Here is a 19,838-nt window from a genome sequence, read left to right as displayed (position 1 = left end):
GCACGCCCCGACGCTCCTCGCGGCGGCGCATGGTCGAACGCACCTCGTGGGTCCAAGTTCGACGGACCTCCGCGCAAGCGCCCGGCAGCCCCGACACCGCCGGCGACCAACAAGCGTGGCAAGCCGAAGACCGAGAAGCCGCAGCGCGTCGTCTCTCAGAACCCGTTGGTCTCCAACGCCAAGCCGGCGCGTCATCAGCATGCCGAGATCACCAAGCACGACGGCCCGCCGAAGGGCGACGGCGTCCGCTTGCAGAAGGTGCTGGCTCAGGCCGGCGTCGCATCACGCCGCGCTGCTGAAGAACTGATCGATCAGGGTCGCGTCGAGGTCGACGGCCGCATCGTGGTCGAACAGGGTCTGCGTGTCGACCCCGAGAACGCAGTGGTTCGTGTCGACGGCGTCCGCGTCGTCGTGCAGAAGGACCTCGTCTACCTCGCGATGAACAAGCCGCGTGGCTGGCAGTGCACCATGTCCGACGATCTCGGTCGTCCGTGCGTCGGCGACATCGTCTCCGAGCGCGTTCAGTCGGGTCAGCGACTCTTCCACGTCGGCCGCCTCGACGCCGACACCGAAGGCTTGCTCCTCTTCACCAACGACGGCGATCTGGCTCACCGCCTGATGCACCCGTCGTTCGAGGTTCCGAAGACGTACCTCGCCACGGTTCACGGCGTTGTCGAGCGCAGCACCGGCAAGCAGTTGCGCGACGGTGTCACCCTCGACGACGGTCCGGCCAAGGTGGACGCGTTCACCGTGCTCGAGATCAACGAGGGCAAGACGCTCGTCAAGCTGGTTCTGCACGAGGGTCGTAAGCACATCGTGCGTCGCCTCCTCGATGCCGTCGGTCACCCCGTTGTCCGTCTGGTTCGCACCAACGTCGGAGTTGTCGCCCTCGGCGATCAGCGTCCGGGAACGCAGCGCGTCCTCGGACGTAGCGAGGTCGGTGGACTGTACGAGGCGGTCGGCCTGTGACCGATTCGTCCATGCCGCTGGTAGTCGCTATGGACGGACCGTCCGGAACCGGCAAGTCCAGCGTCTCTCGCGCGTTGGCGCAGCGTTTGGGCGCTCGCTACCTCGACACCGGAGCCACCTACCGGATCGCGACCCTGCACGTGCTGCGTCAGGGAATCGATCTGGCGGATTCCGCCGCGATCACGGCCGCCGTTGCGGCGTTGCCATGGTCCATCGGTACCGATCCGAGCAGCGAGCAGGTGCATCTCGACGGCGCGGACGTCAGCGAGGAGATCCGCGGCGACGCGGTAACCAAGGCTGTCTCCGCGGTGTCGGCCGTACCCGAAGTTCGCGACCTGCTGGTCGCCACTCAGCGTGAGTTGGCGGCGGGTGCGGACCGGATCGTCGTGGAAGGTCGCGACATCGGAACCGTCGTACTCCCCGATGCAGACGTCAAGATCTTCTTGACCGCATCGGCGGAAACCCGTGCGGCACGGCGCAATACGCAGAACATCGGCCAAGGCCGTGAAGACAATTACGAAGCGGTGCTGGCTGATGTGCAGCGCCGTGACCATCTCGATTCGACTCGGGCAGTGTCGCCGTTGCGCCCTGCCGACGACTCCATTCTGGTGGATACGAGCGAATTGGGAATTGAAGATGTGATCGCCAAGTTGCTGTTGGTGGTCAGCGACAGAACTGGAGCAGTGCAGTGAGCGACGATCTGGTAACCGAATATGCCGGTGACGGAACTTGGTCCGAGGAATCGGAGTGGGATTACGCCGATCTCGAAGCGGACGGCGAAGGCGAAGCGCACATTGCCGTCCCGACCTTGGCTGTTGTCGGTCGACCGAACGTCGGCAAGTCGACGCTCGTCAACCGCATCATCGGCCGTCGTGAAGCGGTAGTCGAGGACATCCCCGGCGTTACCCGTGACCGCGTCTCCTACGAGGCGAACTGGGCCGGACGACGCTTCCTCGTCCAGGACACCGGCGGATGGGAGCCCGACGCAAAGGGTCTTCAGCAGGCCGTTGCCCGGCAGGCCGAGTTGGCCATGGGAACGGCTGATGCCATTCTCCTGGTCGTCGACGCTGTTGTCGGCGCTACGGCGACGGACGAAGCTGTGGCTCGCGTGCTTCGCCGCTCGAAGACTCCGGTCATCCTCGTTGCCAACAAGGTGGACGACGGACGCACCGAGTCCGAGGTTGCAGCGCTGTGGTCGTTGGGCCTCGGTCAGCCGTACTCCGTGAGTGCGACCCACGGCCGCGGCACCGGCGACCTGCTCGACGAGGTTCTCGAGAAGCTGCCGGAAACCCCGCGTGAAGGTATCCCCGGCGGCGGTCCGCGTCGTGTTGCTCTCGTCGGAAAGCCGAATGTCGGAAAGTCCAGCTTGCTCAACAAGCTGTCCGGTGACGAGCGGTCCGTCGTGCACAATGTTGCCGGCACCACCGTCGACCCCGTCGACTCCATCGTCGAACTCGGCGGGCGCCCTTGGCGTTTCGTCGACACGGCTGGTCTGCGCAAGCGTGTCAGCCATGCCAGCGGTGCCGAGTTCTATGCGTCGCTGCGTACGAAGAGCGCGATCGAGGCCGCTGAGGTTGCGATCCTGCTGATCGACGCACACGAGCCGATCACCGAGCAGGACCTGCGTGTTCTGAGCATGGTGGCCGACACGGGTCGTGCATTGGTGATCGCATTCAACAAGTGGGATCTCGTGGACGAGGACCGTCGACTCATGCTGGACAAGGAAGTGGACCGCGATCTGGTCCGCGTTCCGTGGGCTCAGCGAGTCAACATCTCCGCCCACACCGGTCGCGCCGTGGCGAAGCTCGTGCCGGCTCTCGACACGGCTCTGGAGTCCTGGGACAAGCGCATCCCCACGGGTCGCCTGAACACCTGGCTCAAGGAAGTTGTGGCAGCAACGCCGCCTCCGATGCGTGGTGGTCGCCTTCCTCGCATCATGTTCGCGACGCAGGCAAGCACACGCCCGCCGACATTCGTTCTCTTCACCACGGGCTTCCTCGAGGCCGGCTACCGCCGCTTCATCGAGCGGCGTCTGCGTGAAGAGTTCAACTTCGACGGCAGCCCGATCCGCGTATCCGTCCGAGTGCGCGAGAAGCGTGATCGTAAGGGCCGCTGATTCTGCGTCCAATTCGGTACTGAAACGGCTCTGACCAGCCGATTGGTACTTCGGCCCGTCCCTGATGTAATCTTTCCAAGCGCCCGAAACAAGGGCGTGGGACGGGCTGTGGCGCAGCTTGGTAGCGCACTTGACTGGGGGTCAAGTGGTCGCAGGTTCAAATCCTGTCAGCCCGACCGAAGTTAGATCAAAAAGGCAGTTTCTCAGAAATGAGAAACTGCCTTTTTTGTGCCTTCAGAGGTTCGGCAACGGATCGCGCGGGAAGTCCTGCGGTGACGTGATCTCCGCGTCGGCAGCGTTCACTACTGCAACATATTCTTCGTCGGTTTCGCGCTCATCAGAACGTCTGCTGGAAATACGTACCGGATCTCGTCATCTGGATGCAAGTGGGAGCGAAGGCGCGCACGGACACTCGCGGAAACCGGCATGCGCGGAAGGCTAGCTCAGGTTCGCTGACTGAGGCGAATATTGTGAACGGCAACGGTTACTCCGAAGAGCGCGATCAGAATGGCGGTAAAGATTGCTGCCAACCACCACGGCGCCGAACCTGCTGTATTCAGCCAGATGGTCAGTGCACCGAAAATTGTAGTGGGAATGCCGACAGCACGAGACAGGTCGACGTTCCTCGGATTGACCGGCGGTGTTCTCCGCCAATGAAGGCGATGTCCTCGATTCTCACGCAGCATTCGCAGGATGGACCAGACAGTAAGCGGCAGACCAATCGCGAGGATGACCATCCCGCCAATGATCGCCAAAGTGCACCCGTCTCGGAAGTACGTCACGGCAGCGCCCACAACACCTGCAAAACCGATGGCCGTGAATACTTTCCACGCCGGGGTTATGGACTGGCCATGCGGTTGTGTTGCCATGCAAGCACCCTTCCACAAAACATAGTTGAAAACTTCAACCCTGTTGCGGCCGTCGATTGTGCATCAGGGTGACAATCAAACTCGGTAAGCCGTTAACTACTCCGAGTACAGCGACTGCGATACCCGCACTCAAGAGAGGTGCTGTCTCCCAATAGTTGTCGACGATGGCAGATGCTCCGATCAAGCTCGATACCCAGCCCGTGAGTTGAGCACGTCGGACATGTTGTGCCGCTCGCGAGGAGGTCGGTCCTACCGAGAGAGGTAATCTCCGCCCGTAGTCGCCGTGAGTTGCGAGGCGAGCGCCATAGATATGGGCACCAGTGGCAAGCGCCAGTGCTCCCCATGCGATCAACATAGTTTGATCCATTCTTTGATTAGCGTTGACGGTATCGACCTTCCACGCAGTTCGAGTCGTAATTGCTTTCTTCTCCGGAGCGCAATTTCGCCTACTGGCATGATCTCTTCGTATGATTGGGATTCGGATCGCGTGGGTTGTATTGGCGGTCGCCACCGGGATTCTGGGATCCGCGACGGCACAGTGGCCGCTGTACGAGATCACCGATTGCGAAATAGGCCTCGGCCCGCTCAGTTCTGCCGATTGTTACCGCTCGATTCACGACTATTTCGGGCGGGAGCTCTTCTTGGTGCTGGCGTTGCCGGTGGCTCTGTGCGTTATTCCAGCCGTGATCCCACGACCATTAGTTTCCTGGATCGTCTCGGCGACAATGCTTTGCGCTGCAGTACTGGGTTTCTTTACCGCTTTCAGCTCTGGTATGCCTTCTCTGCTGTCGATGGTGGGGAGCCTCCCTGCTGCAGTGCTGGCATTGGTACTTGCTGCGGTGCATCAGGGGATCGCATTGCGCAACAAGGGCGCCATTGCGCGTGCGCGCAGTGGGGTTCGCGATACGCAGCCGAGTGAGTGATCAGTCGGGGCTGAAGAACAGTTCCATCGAGATCCAGAACCACGCCACCATTGCTGCCACAGAAAGGAACGCGAGCACCAATGGCAACGCGAATTGCCTGCCGGTGCGGCTGGGAATAGTCATAAGTCCGAGAATGACGAACACGGCGGCAGGCGCCGCCCAACTTATCCAGTAGGTGAGCGGTGGCGGGTTGGGGCCGAACGACGTGAACGAACGGTTCGGATAAAGCTGCGGCTGCGGGACATCGGCGAAGTGTTGCCACAGGAGTACCAATGGCAGGTAGCCGAACAGTCCCAGTAGGAGGCCGACGACGAGTCCCGCGAAGATTCGTTCGCCCCTCATCTCAACGCACCCGTCCGAATCAATCGTCCCACTGCCTATGCGACTTCTGGTAAGTCACGAGGCTGAATCCGTAGAGCCCACGCCCGGGCCGCAACGAACGTCATGGCCAATACGAGAACGACCAGCAGTACGACCGCGATCCAGGTGGGAGTGGTGGTGGAAAAGCCCAGCCTCCACGCAGTACCGACACCTACAGTCGTCGCCGCCAACGCCCCGACCGGAAGCATCGCCGCCACCGCTCGCGTCGTGCGAACGGTAAGTCGATCCCCGGCAGCGCGGAGGACTCCGAACACGGCGGCGACCGAAATGCCATACGCCAGGAGACCGCTGACGGCATAGACCAGGAGCGGGGACCATCCGATATCAACCGACCCGGTGAATGCCATGCCGATCAGGACCAACAGGGGCGTCAACCCAAGCGTGACGCCTGCGAGGCCTGCCACCACAGTTGGAACCATTCGATTGTCCTGGCCTCCGGAGATTCGCACGCCCGCGAGGCGGAGCACGAACCCGGTCAGCGCGCCCAGAAGGGCGCCGATCACCGCAGCCTCGATGGGCCAGGTCCATTGCGATTCACCCGCGAAGCCCGAGATTGTGGTGCCACCCGAAAAGAGGGTGATCGTGGCGGACGCCTGTGCCGATCCCTGTGTCAGCGCCGCCGTGACGATGGCAACGGTCGCACCGAACAAAGCAAACCCGAGTGCCTGTTTCCACATCTAGCCATCTTGACCCATCCCGCGGGAGAATTCGGCACAACGGCAGTCTCATCCGGATGCCTTCTCACTGTGCAGATTGGGGCGCAGCCGACTTCGGCGATAATTGTGTGAAGGGGCTGGTGGTGACACCCTCGTCGTATCACCACCAGCCACGTTCGACACTCACGACCTGCTGTCACGCACGCAATCGGCGACGTGCTGCCAGTGCTGCCGGAAATCCGAGATCTGCATCGATCACTTCACCGGAGAGACGTTCCGAGATTTCGATCAGTCGACTGCATCCGGTCTCTCCGATCGCCTCGTACGGGTACGACCCCAGCACATCGGTCTGATGCTCAACCCGCTTTCGGCGATCGCGACCCACCTCGTTCAGGTGAAGCTCGGGGCCGTCTTCGAGCCATCCACGCGCCCGCACACTTTCGACGCCTTCCGCCCACTGATCGTTGTCCCATGCCCGGCTCATTTGCAGAGCAGCAGCAGGAACATCACCGGTTGCGGCGTGGACTACCAACGCTTCGACACCGTTGAGTCCCTCGGCGTGAAGAAGTGCGACATGAGAATCTCCGCGAAACTCCCGGAGCAAGGATTGGGCATGCCACAACACGAGATGAGGCTCCTCAGGCCACGGCAATGATGCGTGCCCACCGAACAGGGGTCGCCCTTGTGGTCTGTTGCAGGCGCGTTCCGCGGCTCGACGTGCGAGTTCGGCAGCTTCGCGAACTTCGGTGCCGTCGACATGTTCTCCCCAGGCCTTGCGCAGCGAACGGTCGACAGCGTCGAGTCGAGCGGTGAGGATCTGTTCGGGGGTGGCGATTGTCCAGGCTTCCGGCAGCACCGCGTGTACCAGTTCGGGGTTGAAGTTGAAGAACGTAGCGATGGTGACTTCAGCCGCTACTGCGCCCATGGGCGCAGACCGCGAAGCGAAGTAGCCCATTCGAGGGTGTGTAAAGCCCAGTGCGGCATATGCTTCCGCGCCGAAAGGGGTGAAGTAGATCATGCCGTGTATTGGTTCGGCTCCACGGAAGACGCGGCGCGCGGTTTCTGGTGCGATCGAGGTCATCGATAGTCCTTCATGCTGGTGGTGTGGTCTTCGAACAGTCGAGTCGGATGGTTGTTCTACGCCGGCTATCTCCCTCTGACATACATGCGGTCCCGGACGGCATCACCCACTCGGTAGACGGCCAGGACGACCAATGAAATCAGAATGCCGGAGGGGAGAATCTGTTGTGGTGCACTCAAGATGTGCAGGTACGCATCGGATAGGTCACCGCCCCAACTCGGAGTGGGGGGCTGTATTCCCAACCCCAGGAATGAGAGTGCCGCCTGCGCGAGAAAAGTCAGGCCGGTGAGCACGGTCACCTGAACGACAACCGGCCCGATTGCGTGCGGAAGAAGATGACGCAGGAGCACTACGTGCGGCGGGCATCCTGAGAGTCGCGCGCTCAGAACGAAGTCTCGGTTCCTCGTTTCGCTGACCCCGGCAGCCAGAATTCTTGCAATTGTGGGTGCATAGACGACTCCGAGCGCTGACATCGACGTGATCAGGCTCGGCCCCAGAACACCGGTAATAGCCACTGCGAGAACCAAACCTGGGAATGCCAGCAATGCGTCCGCCACCCGGAGGAGTGACGCGCCGATCCAGCGTGGCCAATATCCGGCGATCAACCCCCACGGAATTCCCAACAGCAGACTGACAGCGACAGCGATCGCGACGCCGAAGAAGGCGGAGCGTCCTCCCCAGATCAATCGACTGAGCACGTCACGACCGAAGCCGTCAGTGCCAAGCAGGTGCTGTGCACTCGGACCGGCGAACGTGTTGGTCAGGTTCTGATCGGTCGGACTGTGCGGAGCCACGAACGAGGCCAAGACGGACGCCGCTATCAGCGTTCCGAGAAAGCAGTAGCTGAGCCATAATCCGGGGTGCAGTCGAGGGAGAGCCCACTTGGAGCGGGTCTCGCCTGCGGTGGTCAGCGCGAGTTGGCTCACGAGATCGTTCCCTTCCTCAATTGTGGGCTGATCATGTTGTTGACGACGTCGACCAGGATGTTCACGAGAAGCACGATCACGACGAACAGCAACACAATGCCTTGAAGCATCGGATAATCTCGCGTGTCGATCGCAATGACGAGAGCGCTCCCGAGGCCCGGCAGCACGAAGATCTGCTCGAGAATGACCGTCGCACCCAGCATCGCCACGGCGAGCAATCCATAGACAGTGACAATCGTGGGAACGATGTTTCGTAGCGCGTAGCGCCACACGATCTTCCGCTCGTCGATACCCATCGCACGCGCAGTTCGTACGTAGTCACTTGACAGTGTCTCGATCATCGCAGCCCTGGTCTGCCGAACCGCAATCGATGCTGCGCCGGCAGCGAGCGCCGTTGCTGGTAGGACCAAATGGCTCAGGTTGTCGATCACACTGTTCTCGAGAGGAACCCAGCCGAGCACCGGTAGAACTCCCAAACCGAGGGCGAAGACATCGACCAGCACGATAGCGAGGAAGAAGTCCGGTACCGCGAGTCCGATCCCCGAAACCGTGCGGGTCAGACCATCGCTGCGTCGTCCCTGCCGCGTCGCGGTCCACACACCGAGCGGTATGGCGACGACGGCGGACAGTAACAGTGCGAGTACAACGAGCTCGGCGCTCGCCGGCAGGCGCGCAAGGATCTGTGGGCCGACGGGGGCGCTGTTCTGTAGCGACGTTCCCAGATCTCCGTGCAGAGCCGACACCACCCAGTTCCAGTACTGGACCAGCAGAGGTTGATTCAATCCGAGGCGCTCGTTGAGTGCCGCGATCGCTTCATCGCTGCCGTTCGGACCGAGAAGTGCCTCGGCTGGTCCACCGGGGATTATCCGGATAAGGGCAAAGGTTATGAAACTAGCGATAATCGCGGTAGGAATTATCTGTGCGAACCGGACGCCGATCATCCGTATGTAAGGATTCACCGGCGATCGGTGAGGGTTTCGGGTCGGAACGCTCTCAGGCTCGGGGGCCAACGAATTCTCTTGCGATACAACGGTCGTCGTCATGACTTCGAGAGGTACGTCAGATTGGGGGAGCCGTTCAGTGCGGGAACGGCCCCGTGGACGTTCTTCGTGTAGGCGACCACGTCGGGAGTGAAGTACAACGGTACGTACTCAGCGGACTTGATCACGACTTGATTGATCTGTTTGACGATGTCGAGCTGAGCGGTTTCGTCATACGTGTTGTTCAGCAGTGCGATCAGCTTCTCCAACTCCTCGTTGGGGACGGAATTCTGCCGGAAGTACGATCGCGAACCCAGAGAGGCTTCGAAATTGAGCGGTGCGGATGCTCGCGTGGGCCATCCCACGCTGAAGACGTCCGCGCTGTTGTGTGCGACGAACTCCGTAATCGCCTGAGGTCCACTCATTTCGACGAAGTCGACCTTGATGCCGACTTTCTCCCATTGTTCTCCGACAAGGACAGCGTTGGTCGAGTACGGCGGTAGGTTGCCTGCTAGTCCGCGCACGGTGACCCCATTCGGATACCCCGCCTCCGCTAGCAGCGATTTGGCCTTCTCCGGGTCGTACGGCCATGCATCTTCGGTTTCCTCGTCGTAGAACTGCGAACCGGGAGGATATTGACCGAACGCCGCAGTTCCTTCCGTGCTGTCCAGCGCGGCTCGCGCAATTGCCTTGCGGTCGAGCGCATACTGCATCGCCAGACGAACCCGGACGTCGTTAACCACAGGGTTCTTGTTGTTGATCACGACGAGCGCAACTCCGAGTCTCGGGTCGTGACTGACGTTCAGGTTGGGATTCCGTTCGAGGATCGGAGCACTCGACGGTGTGAGCCCGTATGCAAAATCCGCAGCGTTCGATGTCAGGGCATTTGTCAGCGCTGTGGGATTGGAGATCACCTGGATCTGGATCTTGGCGAGCTGGGGGCTGGGTGGACCTGCCGGTTTGTAATCGTCGAATCGACTGAATGTGTATGAACTGTTCGGGACTGCGCTGGTGAATGTGTACGGCCCTGCGCCTACAGGCTTGTTGGCGAAGTCTGCCCCTGCTGCTGCCAGCGCAGTGGGGGAGACCACCATTCCCAATCTGCCGTTGAGCCAGCCTGGTAAACCGGAGGTAGGTGAACTCAACGAGATCGTGACGTGATCTGGGGACGTTGCTTCGATGCTCTTGATCGTCGGGACGGAAACGATTCCGAGACTCAAGCAGTGTTCCATGCTTGCCTTGACGGCTGCTGCATCGACAGCTGTACCGTCGTGGAAGGTCAAGCCGTTCTGCAACGTCATCTCGAACGTCAGGTTGTCCGGTCCGGAGAAGCCCCACTCGCTGGCGATTCCGGGCCGCAACTTCTGGGTGGCAGGTTCCGCATCGATCAGTGGTGCATACATCAACTGTAAGTAGTCGATGTCGTATCCGATGTTTCCCGCACACGGGTCGAGCGAGGCGGGCACGTGCGATGTCGCGACCTTGAGTTCGGCGTTCGGATCGGCAGGTCCGGTATCGCCGGCGGTACCGGTGGCGCTGCTCGAACAGCCGCTGAGCACAAGAGCAGAAAGTGCAAACGCAGCTACCAGCACACGTGGGCCACTTTTCCCATGATTCTGGAAGCGTGTGATCGGATATCGGGATCGCAAAGACAGACGCGGATTCATATGGTGGACTTTCGCTTTGGTCTTCTCGGAAGGGGGGAGACTGACGCGGCACGCATTTACTGCGGCGGGTTGAAGATTCCGATCGATGTGGCCGGGGACGATAGATGGCAGGCGGAGCTGTGTGCGGAATTCGAGGCCGCGCGAAGTGACGGCGCTTCCGACGCACAGCGATCCATCGCAAACGTGCAGCGGGTGCGGAATCGACAGCCCGAGGGTGGATTCCGTGGGTCGGGTAACTCGCCCCGCACCAATGCTTTCCGACGACTGCGCCGCTCGAGTTCGATGTGCGGGGCCGCGGCGAGAAGCGCCTGCGTGTAGGGGTGCGATGGAGTCCTCAGGACCGTGGCAACCGGTCCGATCTCGACGATTCGGCCGAGGTACATCACCGCGACGCGATCGGCGATCCATGCCACCGAACCCAAATCGTGCGAAATGAAGATGTACGTGAGGTCATGTTCTTCTCGGAGATCGGCAAGAAGCTGCAACACCTCTTCCTGAAGCGAAACATCCAGGGAGGCAACAGGTTCGTCGCAGAGAATCAGTGGCGCCTTGGAGGCAAGTGCACGAGCGATGGTCACGCGTTGGCGTTGGCCACCGGAGAGCTGGGTCGGGAGGCGGTCGGCAAGCTCAGCGCCGAGACCGACCCTACGCAACAGCTCGACGGCTTTCGGCCGCAAGGACTGTGGGAGGCGCAGACGCCCTGGCGCCATCGGCTCGGCTACGCAAGCCCATGAGGACATCCGATTGTTCAAGGCCGACGTAGGGTTTTGAAAAATGAGATGGGAAGATCCACCCTTGCCGAACGCCGGGTCGTCGAGATTCATAGTGATGGAGCCTGCGGCCGTAGCCACCAGACCCGCGAGAGCGTGAGCCGTCGAGGATTTTCCCGATCCTGATTCACCGATTATCGCAAGGGTTTCGCCCCTCTGTACGGAGAAGCTGACGTCGTCGACCGCGCGAAGAGCTTTGCGTCCGCGTCCGTACTCGACTGCCAGATTCCGAACGTCGACGATGACGTCGGTGTTGCTCATCAGCTCACCAGTCCGAGCAACTCGAGTTCGTCGCTGCGGTGACATCTTGTTGCCGATTCCGGTGATCCGATCAGAAGTGGATGATCGGATATGCAGAGCTCCTCGGAGTAGTTGCACCGGGCGACGTATCGGCAACCCACGCCGTCAGCAGGGGCTTTGCTGGTGAAATCGCCTCGCGCCTTGGGTGATTGGGAGGAGACTTCTTCGAATGTCGAGCGTGCCGCCTCGAGAAGGCTGAACGTGTAGGGATGCGCGGGCCGCCGAAGCAGCACGTCTCGTGGCGCGACGTCGACGATCTCGCCGCGAAACATGGTGATGACTCGATCCGCGACCTCGGCGACAACCGCGAGGTCGTGACTGATCAACAACACGGCAAGATCGCGCTGTTCGGCCAGTTCTCGAAGGAGATCGACAATCTGAGCTTGGATGGTGACGTCGAGCGCTGTTGTCGGTTCGTCCGCGATCAGCAACTTCGGACCGCATGCCAGGGCCATCGCGATCATCACCCGCTGACACATCCCGCCGGAAAGCTCGTACCCGTACGACTTCAAGGTTCTGCTCGGGTCGGCCAGACCGACCTGGTGGAGAAGATCTGTAGCCACGTCCTCCGCATCGACTTTCGTGATGTCGCGGTGGGCCTTCAACACATCGACGATCTGGCGACCGATGCTGACGGAGGGGTTGAGAGCCGAACTCGGGTCCTGGAAGACCATACTGACGTCGCGACCGCGTATTTTCCTCAACTCGGCGGCGGGCCGACCCACAAGTTCCTGTCCTTCCAAACGGATGCTTCCGCTGGTTGTTGCCGTACGGGGCAAGAGACCGAGCAGAGCGAGTCCGGTCAGTGTCTTTCCGCTCCCGCTCTCTCCTACGAGGCCGGTGATTTCGCCCGACCCCAACTCGAAGCTCACTCGGTCGAGGAGTCTGTTCGAAATCGATTCTGTCCCAGTGTCAACCGTGAGGTCTCGTACTTGCAGAAGTGGGCTCATCGTCGGGTCGTCCACGTGTGATCGTTCATCGCATTCCTCCGTAAACAACTGAACTGTTGTGACTGGAATCACGTACCGGGGAACCATAAACACTCACCTGCAACAAAGTCAATGAATGTTGCAACGATTGCCGTCGATGGCGCCGTCTGATCGCCTCCGGCTACCGACCAGCACGTCGTCAGCGATACATTCACTCCATGGCCGAGACACGTGACATCCGCGCGGAAGCGTTGAGTGCCGCCCGACGACAGTTCGCAGCCGGAAAACCGCTCGATGTGAATGCTTTGGCCACCGAGTTGGGGGTGGATCGGACCACCTTGTTCCGGCGTGCAGGGAATCGCGACACAATTACCGGTGACGTGCTCGATTCGCTGGCGCGCCGAACGTGGCGAATGGGCCTCGAGGAGTGCGGTGGAAGCGGAGCGTCAAGGGTTGTCGACGTCCTCACCTACCATGCACGGGCGACAATCGAGACCGAATTCTTCCGGACGTATTTGACTCGGGAACCGCAAAAGGCGTTGTGCATACTCACAACTGGACTGGGGCCGATTCAGGGCACGATGGTCGAATCCGTGCGAAGGCTGATCGAAGCTGAAATACCGGAGCAGATTCGGCCAGACCTGCCCGTCGAGGACATGGCATATCTGCTGGTTCGCGTGGGTGAGTCGTTCATCTACAACGATTTGCTCACTGGTGGCACTCCGGATACGGAGAAGGCTCGCTTGGCGTTCCGGCTCATCCTCTCGCGTGACTAGTGTGCCGAGTTTCCGTTTTCTCAGTTTTCGTGAAAGCGCTTCGAATGCAAGCTATTTCATAGCTATGCCTGGTTGTATGACCCAATCAGGCTGGTGGGATCGGCACAAAGCTCCGCATCTCGTCCCGTCCGGGCCGGATGACGCCTGCGGCGAATTCGGGAACCTCGTTCCAGGCGCCGGGAAGGTCACGTAGAGGCTCGGAGACGACGATTCGGGTCTCCTCACTCAGATGGTGCAGGGCATCCACCTCAGGATGGAGCTTGCGCAACGTGGAAATCTCGGTGGAGAAGAACAACGACCTCGACTGGTGCTCGCTGGAATAGCGAAAGATCCAGGTGGAGATGCCATCCGACGTGGCGACGGTCATCTGAACCGGATTGTCGATTCCCTGCGAGCGGGCCGTGTGCTCGACGAATCCGACGGCCCTCGCGACACCTTCGAACGGATCGTCGGTCAGGCCGAACGTCAGCGCGAGGAAGAACAAGGTTTCCGAGTCCGTCGATCCTTCGAGATCCGGAAAGAGCGACGGATCAATGGCAGTCACCAATTCCCGTTTCATGTCGTGGAATCCGTGTAGTGAACCGTTGTGCATCCACAACCATTGCCGGTGCCGGAACGGGTGACAGTTGCTGCGCTGCACTGCAGTTCCCGTCGAGGCGCGGATGTGAGCGAACAGCAGAGGGGTGCGCAATTGGGAGGTGACTTCGCGCAGGTTCGAGTCGTTCCACGCGGGTTCGATGCTCTTGAAAACTGCCGGTTGGGGGCCTTCCCCGTACCAGCCGATTCCGAAGCCGTCGCCATTTGTCGTCGTGGCCCCGAGTTGAGAATGCAGGCTCTGGTCGATCAGCGAGTGCTGTGGCCTGAACAGCAAGTCATGGGCCAGTATCGGCTCTCCGGAATACGCCATCCACCTACACATACTTTCAACTCAAGCAGATCGAGTCGGCGTTGACGGTGCATGCGTAGCGGCGTGCGTCGTCTGGGTGGGCTTCCATGTCGACACAGCCCAGATCACGACGATGTTCAGCGCGATGATGAGAGTCGACCACCAGGGGTAGTACGGCAGCCACAAGAAGTTCGCGATGATCGAGATCGCGCAGATCACCACTGCCGACACCCGCGCCCAGGCCGCTCCGGTGAACAGTGCAAGCCCGACGAGAGCGACGAGCGCGCCCAACACGAGATGGATCCAACCCCACGTCGTCAGGTCGAACTGATAGACGTAGTCGATCCCGACTACGAACACTTCGTTTTCGGCGACGGCAGCGAGTCCTTGGAAGAACTGCACGATGCCGACCGTCACCAAGATGACGGCTGCCCCGATCGATGTTCCTACCGCGAAACCCTGCTTGACTGATGTTGTATCCGACATGACGGTTTCCCTTGATTCGGTGGGGGGCGACCGGACACGTGCCCGGCACGCTCGTTGTAGTGATCGTTGTTCCACCGGCTGACCGCTATGAAACGGAAATACCTGTCCAATGCGGTGAGAAATCAGTGCGATCTGCTCCGATGTGCGGGCGAAATGTAACTTCTGACCCCTGTTGATCCGATGGACCCCTTACCCGAACGCGTGTGCGGAGAAATTGCTCGTAACCGAAGTTCACAGAAAACAAGAAGAATTCGGCACGGAATTCGACCTATTTGTCCAGCTGTACTGGTATTTTGACTGAATTGACCGGAAGCTACGGTCCGCGGAAAAAAGGTAGCGAGAGAATGACGATCTTCGGCAGGCGTACCGCGGGCATCACCGCGACGGCCTTCGTCTTGGCGACCGTTGTGTCGACAGCACTCCCCGCAGTGGGATCGGCTGCCCCCGTTTCGCTCACCCGCGCGTGCAACTCGGAAATCAACGAAAATTCGATGTCACTCGATCCGGCCGTGATCGACGGTTGGTACGACATCTCGACTGGATCGCCTGGAACGAAAATCAACTCGATCGAGGCGTGGCGGACAGTGCCGGGAGACATCCTCGAGTTTCGCGCATCGGTGACGATCAGAGCCCACGGAAGTCCCGTCCGAGGGACCCTTCGGATCGACGGCGCCGGCTTGACCGGAGATCAGGATTTGATCTCCAAAATGACGTTGACCCAAGATCTCGGCCGGTCAGGGTCAACGGTCACCGACGCTGACGACGGTTCGGTCATCCCCGTACGTGCCAAGCTCGCATTCGACGTCACAACTCCTGGACAAGTCGCGCAGAACCAGACGGTCAACCTCTCGGCAGTCAAGATTGTCTTGGCAGGCGACACCACCGATCCGGGAGGTGAGTGCCCCGGCCCCGGCCCCGGCGGCGGGGGGAATGGAAGCGGTGGCGGAAACGGCAGCGGTGGTGACGGTTCCGGTGGGAACGGTGGGGATTCCGGTGACGCACTTCCCGGTCGTGACGTAGGAAACCGAGTACCAATTGCCCAGATTCCGTCCGGCCCGACTTCTCGTCCGTGACAGCGGCACCTGGATCCACGGCCAGCCGAACGTGGGCCGCTGCAGTAGTGGCGACAATGCTCTTGATCGGCGGATGTTCCGACGACGGTGACTCGCCGACCCGCGTCCTCGCGACCGGCCAACAAGATTTGCCGCCAGAGATTCGCGCGGTGGTCGACGGTCCGGATGTCCCGACCGCGCTGCGCACAGGCAACAGCACCGCTGACATCCTGCCGATCAAGACGACGACGGACGGCTCGCTCATTCCGCCCGAGGATGTCAGTGAGATCGGATGGTGGGCAGATTCGGCATTTCCCGGCTCCGGCGCGGGCACCGTGGTGATCACCGGACACATCAACGACATCTATGAGGGTGACGGTTTCGGAAAGAAGTTCTCGACACTGGAAATCGGCTCGGTCGTGACCGTGGCGGGCGCCGGGGGACAGACCTGGAACTACCGTATCGATGCGGTCGATCACTACAGCAAGGACGGCGAGCTGCCGGTCGAGCGATTGAACAGCCTCGACGGACCCGAAACCCTCGCGCTGATCACCTGCGGCGGCGAGTTCGTCGGTCCGCCGTTCGGATACGAGGACAACGACGTCGCGTGGGGAACTCCGGTGCCCGCATAGCCGAAAACCAGACGTCGGAACGGTTGATAAACTGGGTCCCGCGTTCGTGGCCATCCACGCACGTTTCAAAAGTCCGAAGAAGGAGATTGTGCTGTGGTTGACCTCGCCTATGTCATCGCTGGGTCCGAAGCGACTGGCGGTGCCGGCCTGCAGGTCGACCTGAAGACGTTCCAGGCATTGGACGTCTACGGCGTAGCGACCACCACATGTATCGTCTCGTTCGATCCCAAGAACAACTGGGGTCATCGCTTCGTACCGATCGCTCCTGACGTGATCGCTGATCAGATCGAGGCTGCCACTGCGGCTCACGATCTGGACGTCGTCAAGATCGGCATGTTGGGCACGCCCGCCACCATCGAGGTTGTGGCAGAGGGCCTGCGTCGGCAGTCCTGGCGCCACGTCGTCCTCGACCCGGTCCTGATCTGCAAGGGCCAGGAGCCCGGTGCGGCTCTCGATACCGATACAGCACTTCGTGATTCGATCCTCCCGCTCGCCACCGTCGTCACACCCAACCTGTTCGAGGCACGCACCCTCGCCGGAATGGACAGCATCGAAAGCGTCGACGACCTCATCGAGGCCGCACGTCGTATCCATGATCTCGGACCCAAGTACGTGCTCGCAAAGGGCGGTGTCGAACTCGCCGGTGGCGACGCCGTCGACGTGTTGTTCGACGGGACCGACGTGACTGTTCTCTCCGCCCCCAAGGTCGGCGAAGAGCGCGTCTCGGGTGCCGGTTGCACGCTGGCCGCCGCAGTGACCGCGGAGCTGGCAAAAGGCGCCGACGTGGGAGAAGCCGTCGCTCTGGCAAAGAAGTTCGTCACGGCGGGCATCGAAGGCCGCGTCTCGGCACACACGCCGTTCGACACCGTCTGGCAGGGCGCGTTCAAGGGATAGGCGCGCACGGCGGCTCACATCGCCGCGCGCGGCCTGGCAGGATCGAGTGCGTGAGTACTGCGAACCTGAATCGAAGCGAAGTCGCCGAACGATCTCGAGCCATCTCCGTCGCCGGTTACCGGGTGGAGTTGGATCTGCGATCGGCGGTCGACTCCGCCGTGAAGACCTTTTCGACGGTCACGACAATTGATCTGACGTCCTCGGTGGAGTCCACGTGGCTCGATTTCATCGGTGCTGCGGTCGATTCCGTGGACGTCGACGGTGCGTCGATTCCGGTGGAGTACGACGGATCCCGGATCGTGCTGCGCGGACTCGGCGGATCGAACGTCGTTCGGGTGGCAGCTCACGGCAACTACAGCCGTTCCGGTGAAGGGCTGCACCGATTTGTCGACGACGCTGACGATCAGACGTATCTGTACACGCAATACGAGCCTGCCGATGCCAGGCGTGTTTTCGCCTGCTTCGAGCAGCCGGACCTCAAGGCGCCCTTCACGTTCGAGGTGACAGCACCTGACGGCTGGGAAGTCCTGTCGAATCAGCCCGCGACCCAGACTCTCTCCGTGGACGGTGCACAACGCGTCACTTTCGCCCCGACGCTGCCGATCTCGACCTACATCACCGCGATCGCGGCCGGGCCGTATCACCGCGTGGCGTCGTCGTGGAGTCGCGGCGAACTCACTGTCGAGTTGGGTGCGCTGTGCCGGGCGTCGTTGGCTCCACACCTCGATGCAGACAACGTTTTCGACATCACCCGTCAGGGGCTGGACTTCTACGCCGAGCACTTCGACTATCCGTATCCGTTCGGCAAGTACGACCAGATCTTCGTCCCCGAGTACAACCTCGGCGCCATGGAGAACCCGGGACTGGTGACCTTCACCGAGGCATACGTGTTCCGCGGCTCCGCAACCGACGAGCAGCATCAGCGCCGCGCCAACACGATCCTGCACGAAATGGCGCACATGTGGTTCGGCGATCTCGTGACCATGGTCTGGTGGGACGACCTGTGGCTCAAGGAATCTTTTGCCGATTTCATGGGATCGCTGGTCAGCGCCGAAGCTACTCGCTTCACCGATGCCTGGGTAGCATTTGCCATCAAGCGGAAGGCGTGGGCGTACCTCCAAGATCAGCTGCCGACCACGCATCCTATCGTCGCCGACATCGTCGATCTCGAAGCTGCGAAGCTGAACTTCGACGGAATCACCTACGCCAAGGGCGCCAGTGTCCTCAAGCAACTCGTGGCGTTCGTCGGCCGTGACGCGTTCTTCGAAGCGGCACGACGGTACTTCAAGGCCCACGCCTTCGGGAACACCACGCTGGTTGATCTGCTCGACGTGCTCGCGGAGACTTCCGGACGTGATGTGCGCGAATGGGCCCGAATCTGGTTGCAGACCACCGGAGTGTCCACGCTGTCGCTCGACGGAACAGACCTGGTCCAGACGGACCCGAGGCCGCATCGGCTCGCAGTCGGAATCTACGACTACAACGAGTCCGGAGACCTTGTTCGCACCGAACGCGTCGAACTCGACATCACCGAATCACGCACGTCGGTCGACCTTCCGCCCGGAGCACTCACACTGCTCAACGACGAAGACCTCACCTACGCCAAGGTGCGATTGGACGCGGAATCTCTGTCCACTGTCGAGGCATCCCTGGACCGCGTGAGCGATCCGCTTGCGCGCGGGGTGATCTGGTCGTCGCTGTGGAACTCGGTGCGTGATGCGCAGCTCTCGGTGTTCCGGTACCTCGACATGGTGGAACGATTCGCTCCCGCGGAGACAGATCTTGCGATTCTCAGCTCGATCCTGACCGATGCCCAATACGCGGTTCTTCACTACGTTCCGAAAAGCTTGCGGCCCAATGTAAGTGCAGGCTGGTTGGAAACGACCTGGAAGGCGGTGTTCGAAGCCGAACCGGAGTCCGGAAGACAGCTGGCATGGGCACGGGCTCTGTCGGCCGCTGCAGCGGTCAACGATGCTCGCGCCGACGAGGTGCGGTCGATACTCGACGGCACCTGCCCGGGGCCGGTCGGACTGGCTCTCGATCCTGATCTGCGGTGGGCATTGTGGATCGCCCTGTCGGCGACCGGCCATGCGAGTGTGAGCGACTTCGATGGTGAGCTGAGCAAGGACAGCACGTCAGCGGGTCGAACGGCGTACGTCCGCGCCGCGGCGTCGATTCCCGATGCCGAGACCAAGGCGGCTGCCTGGGCGTCGGCGACCACTGACGGCTCACTCTCGAACGACCGCCTGGATGCGACGATCGCCGGATTCCGTTCGGGCACGGACCCGTCGTTGATCGAGGGATATGCGGCAGAGTACTTCTCGTCCCTGGGGAAGTGGTGGTCCGAACGCAGCATCGAGATCGCCCGACGGTTGGTGAACGGACTCTTCCCGGCAGCTGAAGACACCTCTGCTGTCGATTCCTGGATCCAGGCCAATGCGGAGGCGCCCGCGTCGCTGCGGAGGCTTGTTCTCGAGCGTCGGGATCACCTGGCCCGAGACCTACGTGCCCAGGCGTCGAACGCGGTGATCTGACGCCATCAGCT

At 61.2% G+C, this 19,838-nt stretch carries 20 protein-coding genes and 1 tRNA gene; 10 read left to right on the top strand and 11 right to left on the bottom strand.

Annotated features, from left to right (window positions below):
• The 4 genes from YH3_RS30640 to YH3_RS30625 form a co-directional block, all read left to right on the top strand.
• Window positions 1-969 (top strand): pseudouridine synthase (locus YH3_RS30640; RefSeq protein ID WP_238592731.1); only part of this gene is annotated, 969 nt, incomplete at its 5' end.
• A gap of 11 nt (window positions 970-980) precedes the next feature.
• The gene (gene cmk, locus YH3_RS30635; RefSeq protein ID WP_030537500.1) at window positions 981-1,661 is read left to right on the top strand and encodes a (d)CMP kinase; all 681 of its coding nucleotides are present in this window, start codon (window positions 981-983) and stop codon (window positions 1,659-1,661) included.
• A complete protein-coding gene (gene der / locus YH3_RS30630) occupies window positions 1,658-3,085 on the top strand; it encodes a ribosome biogenesis GTPase Der (protein ID WP_003946199.1) in 1,428 nt (475 codons plus the stop codon). The genes cmk and der overlap by 4 nt, the downstream gene beginning before the upstream one ends.
• 102 nt (window positions 3,086-3,187) lie before the next feature.
• A tRNA-Pro gene (locus tag YH3_RS30625) sits at window positions 3,188-3,261 on the top strand.
• Window positions 3,262-3,528: 267 nt separating this feature from the next.
• Here the strand turns inward: YH3_RS30625 and YH3_RS30620 are convergent.
• Window positions 3,529-3,954: a hypothetical protein gene (locus YH3_RS30620; protein ID WP_064444631.1), complete on the bottom strand. Its 426-nt coding sequence runs from the start codon at window positions 3,952-3,954 to the stop codon at window positions 3,529-3,531.
• A 467-nt stretch (window positions 3,955-4,421) separates the two neighbouring features.
• On the opposite strand from YH3_RS30620, the gene YH3_RS30615 reads away from it, so the two are divergent.
• Window positions 4,422-4,877, top strand: a complete 456-nt coding sequence (locus tag YH3_RS30615) for a hypothetical protein (protein ID WP_021333520.1) — start codon at window positions 4,422-4,424, stop codon at window positions 4,875-4,877.
• Here the strand turns inward: YH3_RS30615 and YH3_RS30610 are convergent, their stop codons facing one another.
• From YH3_RS30610 to YH3_RS30575, 8 genes are all read right to left on the bottom strand, one after another.
• Window positions 4,878-5,219 (bottom strand): hypothetical protein, encoded by a 342-nt coding sequence (locus tag YH3_RS30610; RefSeq protein ID WP_042451032.1) that lies wholly within the window; start codon window positions 5,217-5,219, stop codon window positions 4,878-4,880.
• A gap of 35 nt (window positions 5,220-5,254) precedes the next feature.
• Complete coding sequence (locus YH3_RS30605; RefSeq protein ID WP_063316364.1) at window positions 5,255-5,935, bottom strand: hypothetical protein; 681 nt, start codon at window positions 5,933-5,935, stop codon at window positions 5,255-5,257.
• A gap of 175 nt (window positions 5,936-6,110) precedes the next feature.
• Window positions 6,111-6,995, bottom strand: a complete 885-nt coding sequence (locus tag YH3_RS30600; RefSeq protein WP_030537506.1) for a hypothetical protein — start codon at window positions 6,993-6,995, stop codon at window positions 6,111-6,113.
• 65 nt (window positions 6,996-7,060) lie between these two features.
• The gene (locus YH3_RS30595; RefSeq protein WP_020969703.1) at window positions 7,061-7,921 is read right to left on the bottom strand and encodes an ABC transporter permease; all 861 of its coding nucleotides are present in this window, start codon (window positions 7,919-7,921) and stop codon (window positions 7,061-7,063) included.
• Complete coding sequence (locus tag YH3_RS30590) at window positions 7,918-8,880, bottom strand: ABC transporter permease (RefSeq protein WP_158510646.1); 963 nt, start codon at window positions 8,878-8,880, stop codon at window positions 7,918-7,920. The genes YH3_RS30595 and YH3_RS30590 overlap by 4 nt, the downstream gene beginning before the upstream one ends.
• Window positions 8,881-8,960: 80 nt before the next feature.
• On the bottom strand, window positions 8,961-10,493 hold the full coding sequence (locus YH3_RS30585) for an ABC transporter substrate-binding protein (protein WP_162114854.1): 1,533 nt from the start codon (window positions 10,491-10,493) through the stop codon (window positions 8,961-8,963).
• A 131-nt stretch (window positions 10,494-10,624) separates the two neighbouring features.
• Complete coding sequence (locus tag YH3_RS30580; RefSeq protein ID WP_064444629.1) at window positions 10,625-11,599, bottom strand: ABC transporter ATP-binding protein; 975 nt, start codon at window positions 11,597-11,599, stop codon at window positions 10,625-10,627.
• On the bottom strand, window positions 11,599-12,510 hold the full coding sequence (locus tag YH3_RS30575) for an ABC transporter ATP-binding protein (protein ID WP_238592730.1): 912 nt from the start codon (window positions 12,508-12,510) through the stop codon (window positions 11,599-11,601). The genes YH3_RS30580 and YH3_RS30575 overlap by 1 nt, the downstream gene beginning before the upstream one ends.
• 275 nt (window positions 12,511-12,785) lie before the next feature.
• On the opposite strand from YH3_RS30575, the gene YH3_RS30570 reads away from it, so the two are divergent.
• Window positions 12,786-13,343, top strand: coding sequence for a QsdR family transcriptional regulator (locus YH3_RS30570; RefSeq protein ID WP_021333511.1), 558 nt, complete (start codon window positions 12,786-12,788; stop codon window positions 13,341-13,343).
• 85 nt (window positions 13,344-13,428) lie between these two features.
• Here YH3_RS30570 and YH3_RS30565 read toward each other — a convergent pair whose 3' ends face one another.
• Both YH3_RS30565 and YH3_RS30560 read right to left on the bottom strand, forming a co-directional pair.
• Window positions 13,429-14,250: a class II glutamine amidotransferase gene (locus YH3_RS30565; RefSeq protein WP_064444628.1), complete on the bottom strand. Its 822-nt coding sequence runs from the start codon at window positions 14,248-14,250 to the stop codon at window positions 13,429-13,431.
• 21 nt (window positions 14,251-14,271) lie between these two features.
• On the bottom strand, window positions 14,272-14,715 hold the full coding sequence (locus tag YH3_RS30560) for a hypothetical protein (protein WP_042451026.1): 444 nt from the start codon (window positions 14,713-14,715) through the stop codon (window positions 14,272-14,274).
• A gap of 344 nt (window positions 14,716-15,059) precedes the next feature.
• Between YH3_RS30560 and YH3_RS30555 the strand changes: the two genes are divergently transcribed.
• From YH3_RS30555 to pepN, 4 genes are all read left to right on the top strand, one after another.
• Window positions 15,060-15,788 carry a hypothetical protein gene (locus YH3_RS30555; protein ID WP_021333507.1) on the top strand — a complete coding sequence of 243 codons (729 nt, stop codon included), beginning with the start codon at window positions 15,060-15,062 and terminating at the stop codon, window positions 15,786-15,788.
• Entirely contained in the window at window positions 15,785-16,399 is a 615-nt protein-coding gene (locus YH3_RS30550; protein WP_230793229.1) for a class F sortase, read from the top strand. Before YH3_RS30555 ends, YH3_RS30550 begins: the two co-directional genes overlap by 4 nt.
• Before the next feature lie 93 nt (window positions 16,400-16,492).
• Entirely contained in the window at window positions 16,493-17,293 is an 801-nt protein-coding gene (thiD, locus tag YH3_RS30545) for a bifunctional hydroxymethylpyrimidine kinase/phosphomethylpyrimidine kinase (protein WP_003946192.1), read from the top strand.
• Window positions 17,294-17,343: 50 nt separating this feature from the next.
• A complete protein-coding gene (pepN, locus tag YH3_RS30540; RefSeq protein WP_064444627.1) occupies window positions 17,344-19,827 on the top strand; it encodes an aminopeptidase N in 2,484 nt (827 codons plus the stop codon).
• Window positions 19,828-19,838: the final 11 nt, after the last annotated feature.

The organism is Rhodococcus sp. YH3-3, assembly GCF_001653035.1.
GTDB lineage: Bacteria > Actinomycetota > Actinomycetes > Mycobacteriales > Mycobacteriaceae > Rhodococcus_F > Rhodococcus_F qingshengii.
This window is presented reverse-complemented; position numbering and strand designations above follow the sequence as displayed.

Excerpts from the sequence above, each read along its gene's own strand:
- YH3_RS30620 (WP_064444631.1), bottom strand. The coding sequence starts at position 3,954 with ATGGCAACACAACCGCATGGCCAGTCCATAACCCCGGCGTGGAAAGTA.
- YH3_RS30615 (WP_021333520.1), top strand. The coding sequence starts at position 4,422 with ATGATTGGGATTCGGATCGCGTGGGTTGTATTGGCGGTCGCCACCGGG.
- YH3_RS30600 (WP_030537506.1), bottom strand. The coding sequence starts at position 6,995 with ATGACCTCGATCGCACCAGAAACCGCGCGCCGCGTCTTCCGTGGAGCC.
- YH3_RS30605 (WP_063316364.1), bottom strand. The coding sequence starts at position 5,935 with ATGTGGAAACAGGCACTCGGGTTTGCTTTGTTCGGTGCGACCGTTGCC.
- YH3_RS30560 (WP_042451026.1), bottom strand. The coding sequence starts at position 14,715 with ATGTCGGATACAACATCAGTCAAGCAGGGTTTCGCGGTAGGAACATCG.
- YH3_RS30570 (WP_021333511.1), top strand. The coding sequence starts at position 12,786 with ATGGCCGAGACACGTGACATCCGCGCGGAAGCGTTGAGTGCCGCCCGA.
- YH3_RS30565 (WP_064444628.1), bottom strand. The coding sequence starts at position 14,250 with ATGGCGTATTCCGGAGAGCCGATACTGGCCCATGACTTGCTGTTCAGG.
- YH3_RS30610 (WP_042451032.1), bottom strand. The coding sequence starts at position 5,219 with ATGAGGGGCGAACGAATCTTCGCGGGACTCGTCGTCGGCCTCCTACTG.
- YH3_RS30555 (WP_021333507.1), top strand. The coding sequence starts at position 15,060 with ATGACGATCTTCGGCAGGCGTACCGCGGGCATCACCGCGACGGCCTTC.
- cmk (WP_030537500.1), top strand. The coding sequence starts at position 981 with ATGCCGCTGGTAGTCGCTATGGACGGACCGTCCGGAACCGGCAAGTCC.
- YH3_RS30580 (WP_064444629.1), bottom strand. The coding sequence starts at position 11,599 with ATGAGCAACACCGACGTCATCGTCGACGTTCGGAATCTGGCAGTCGAG.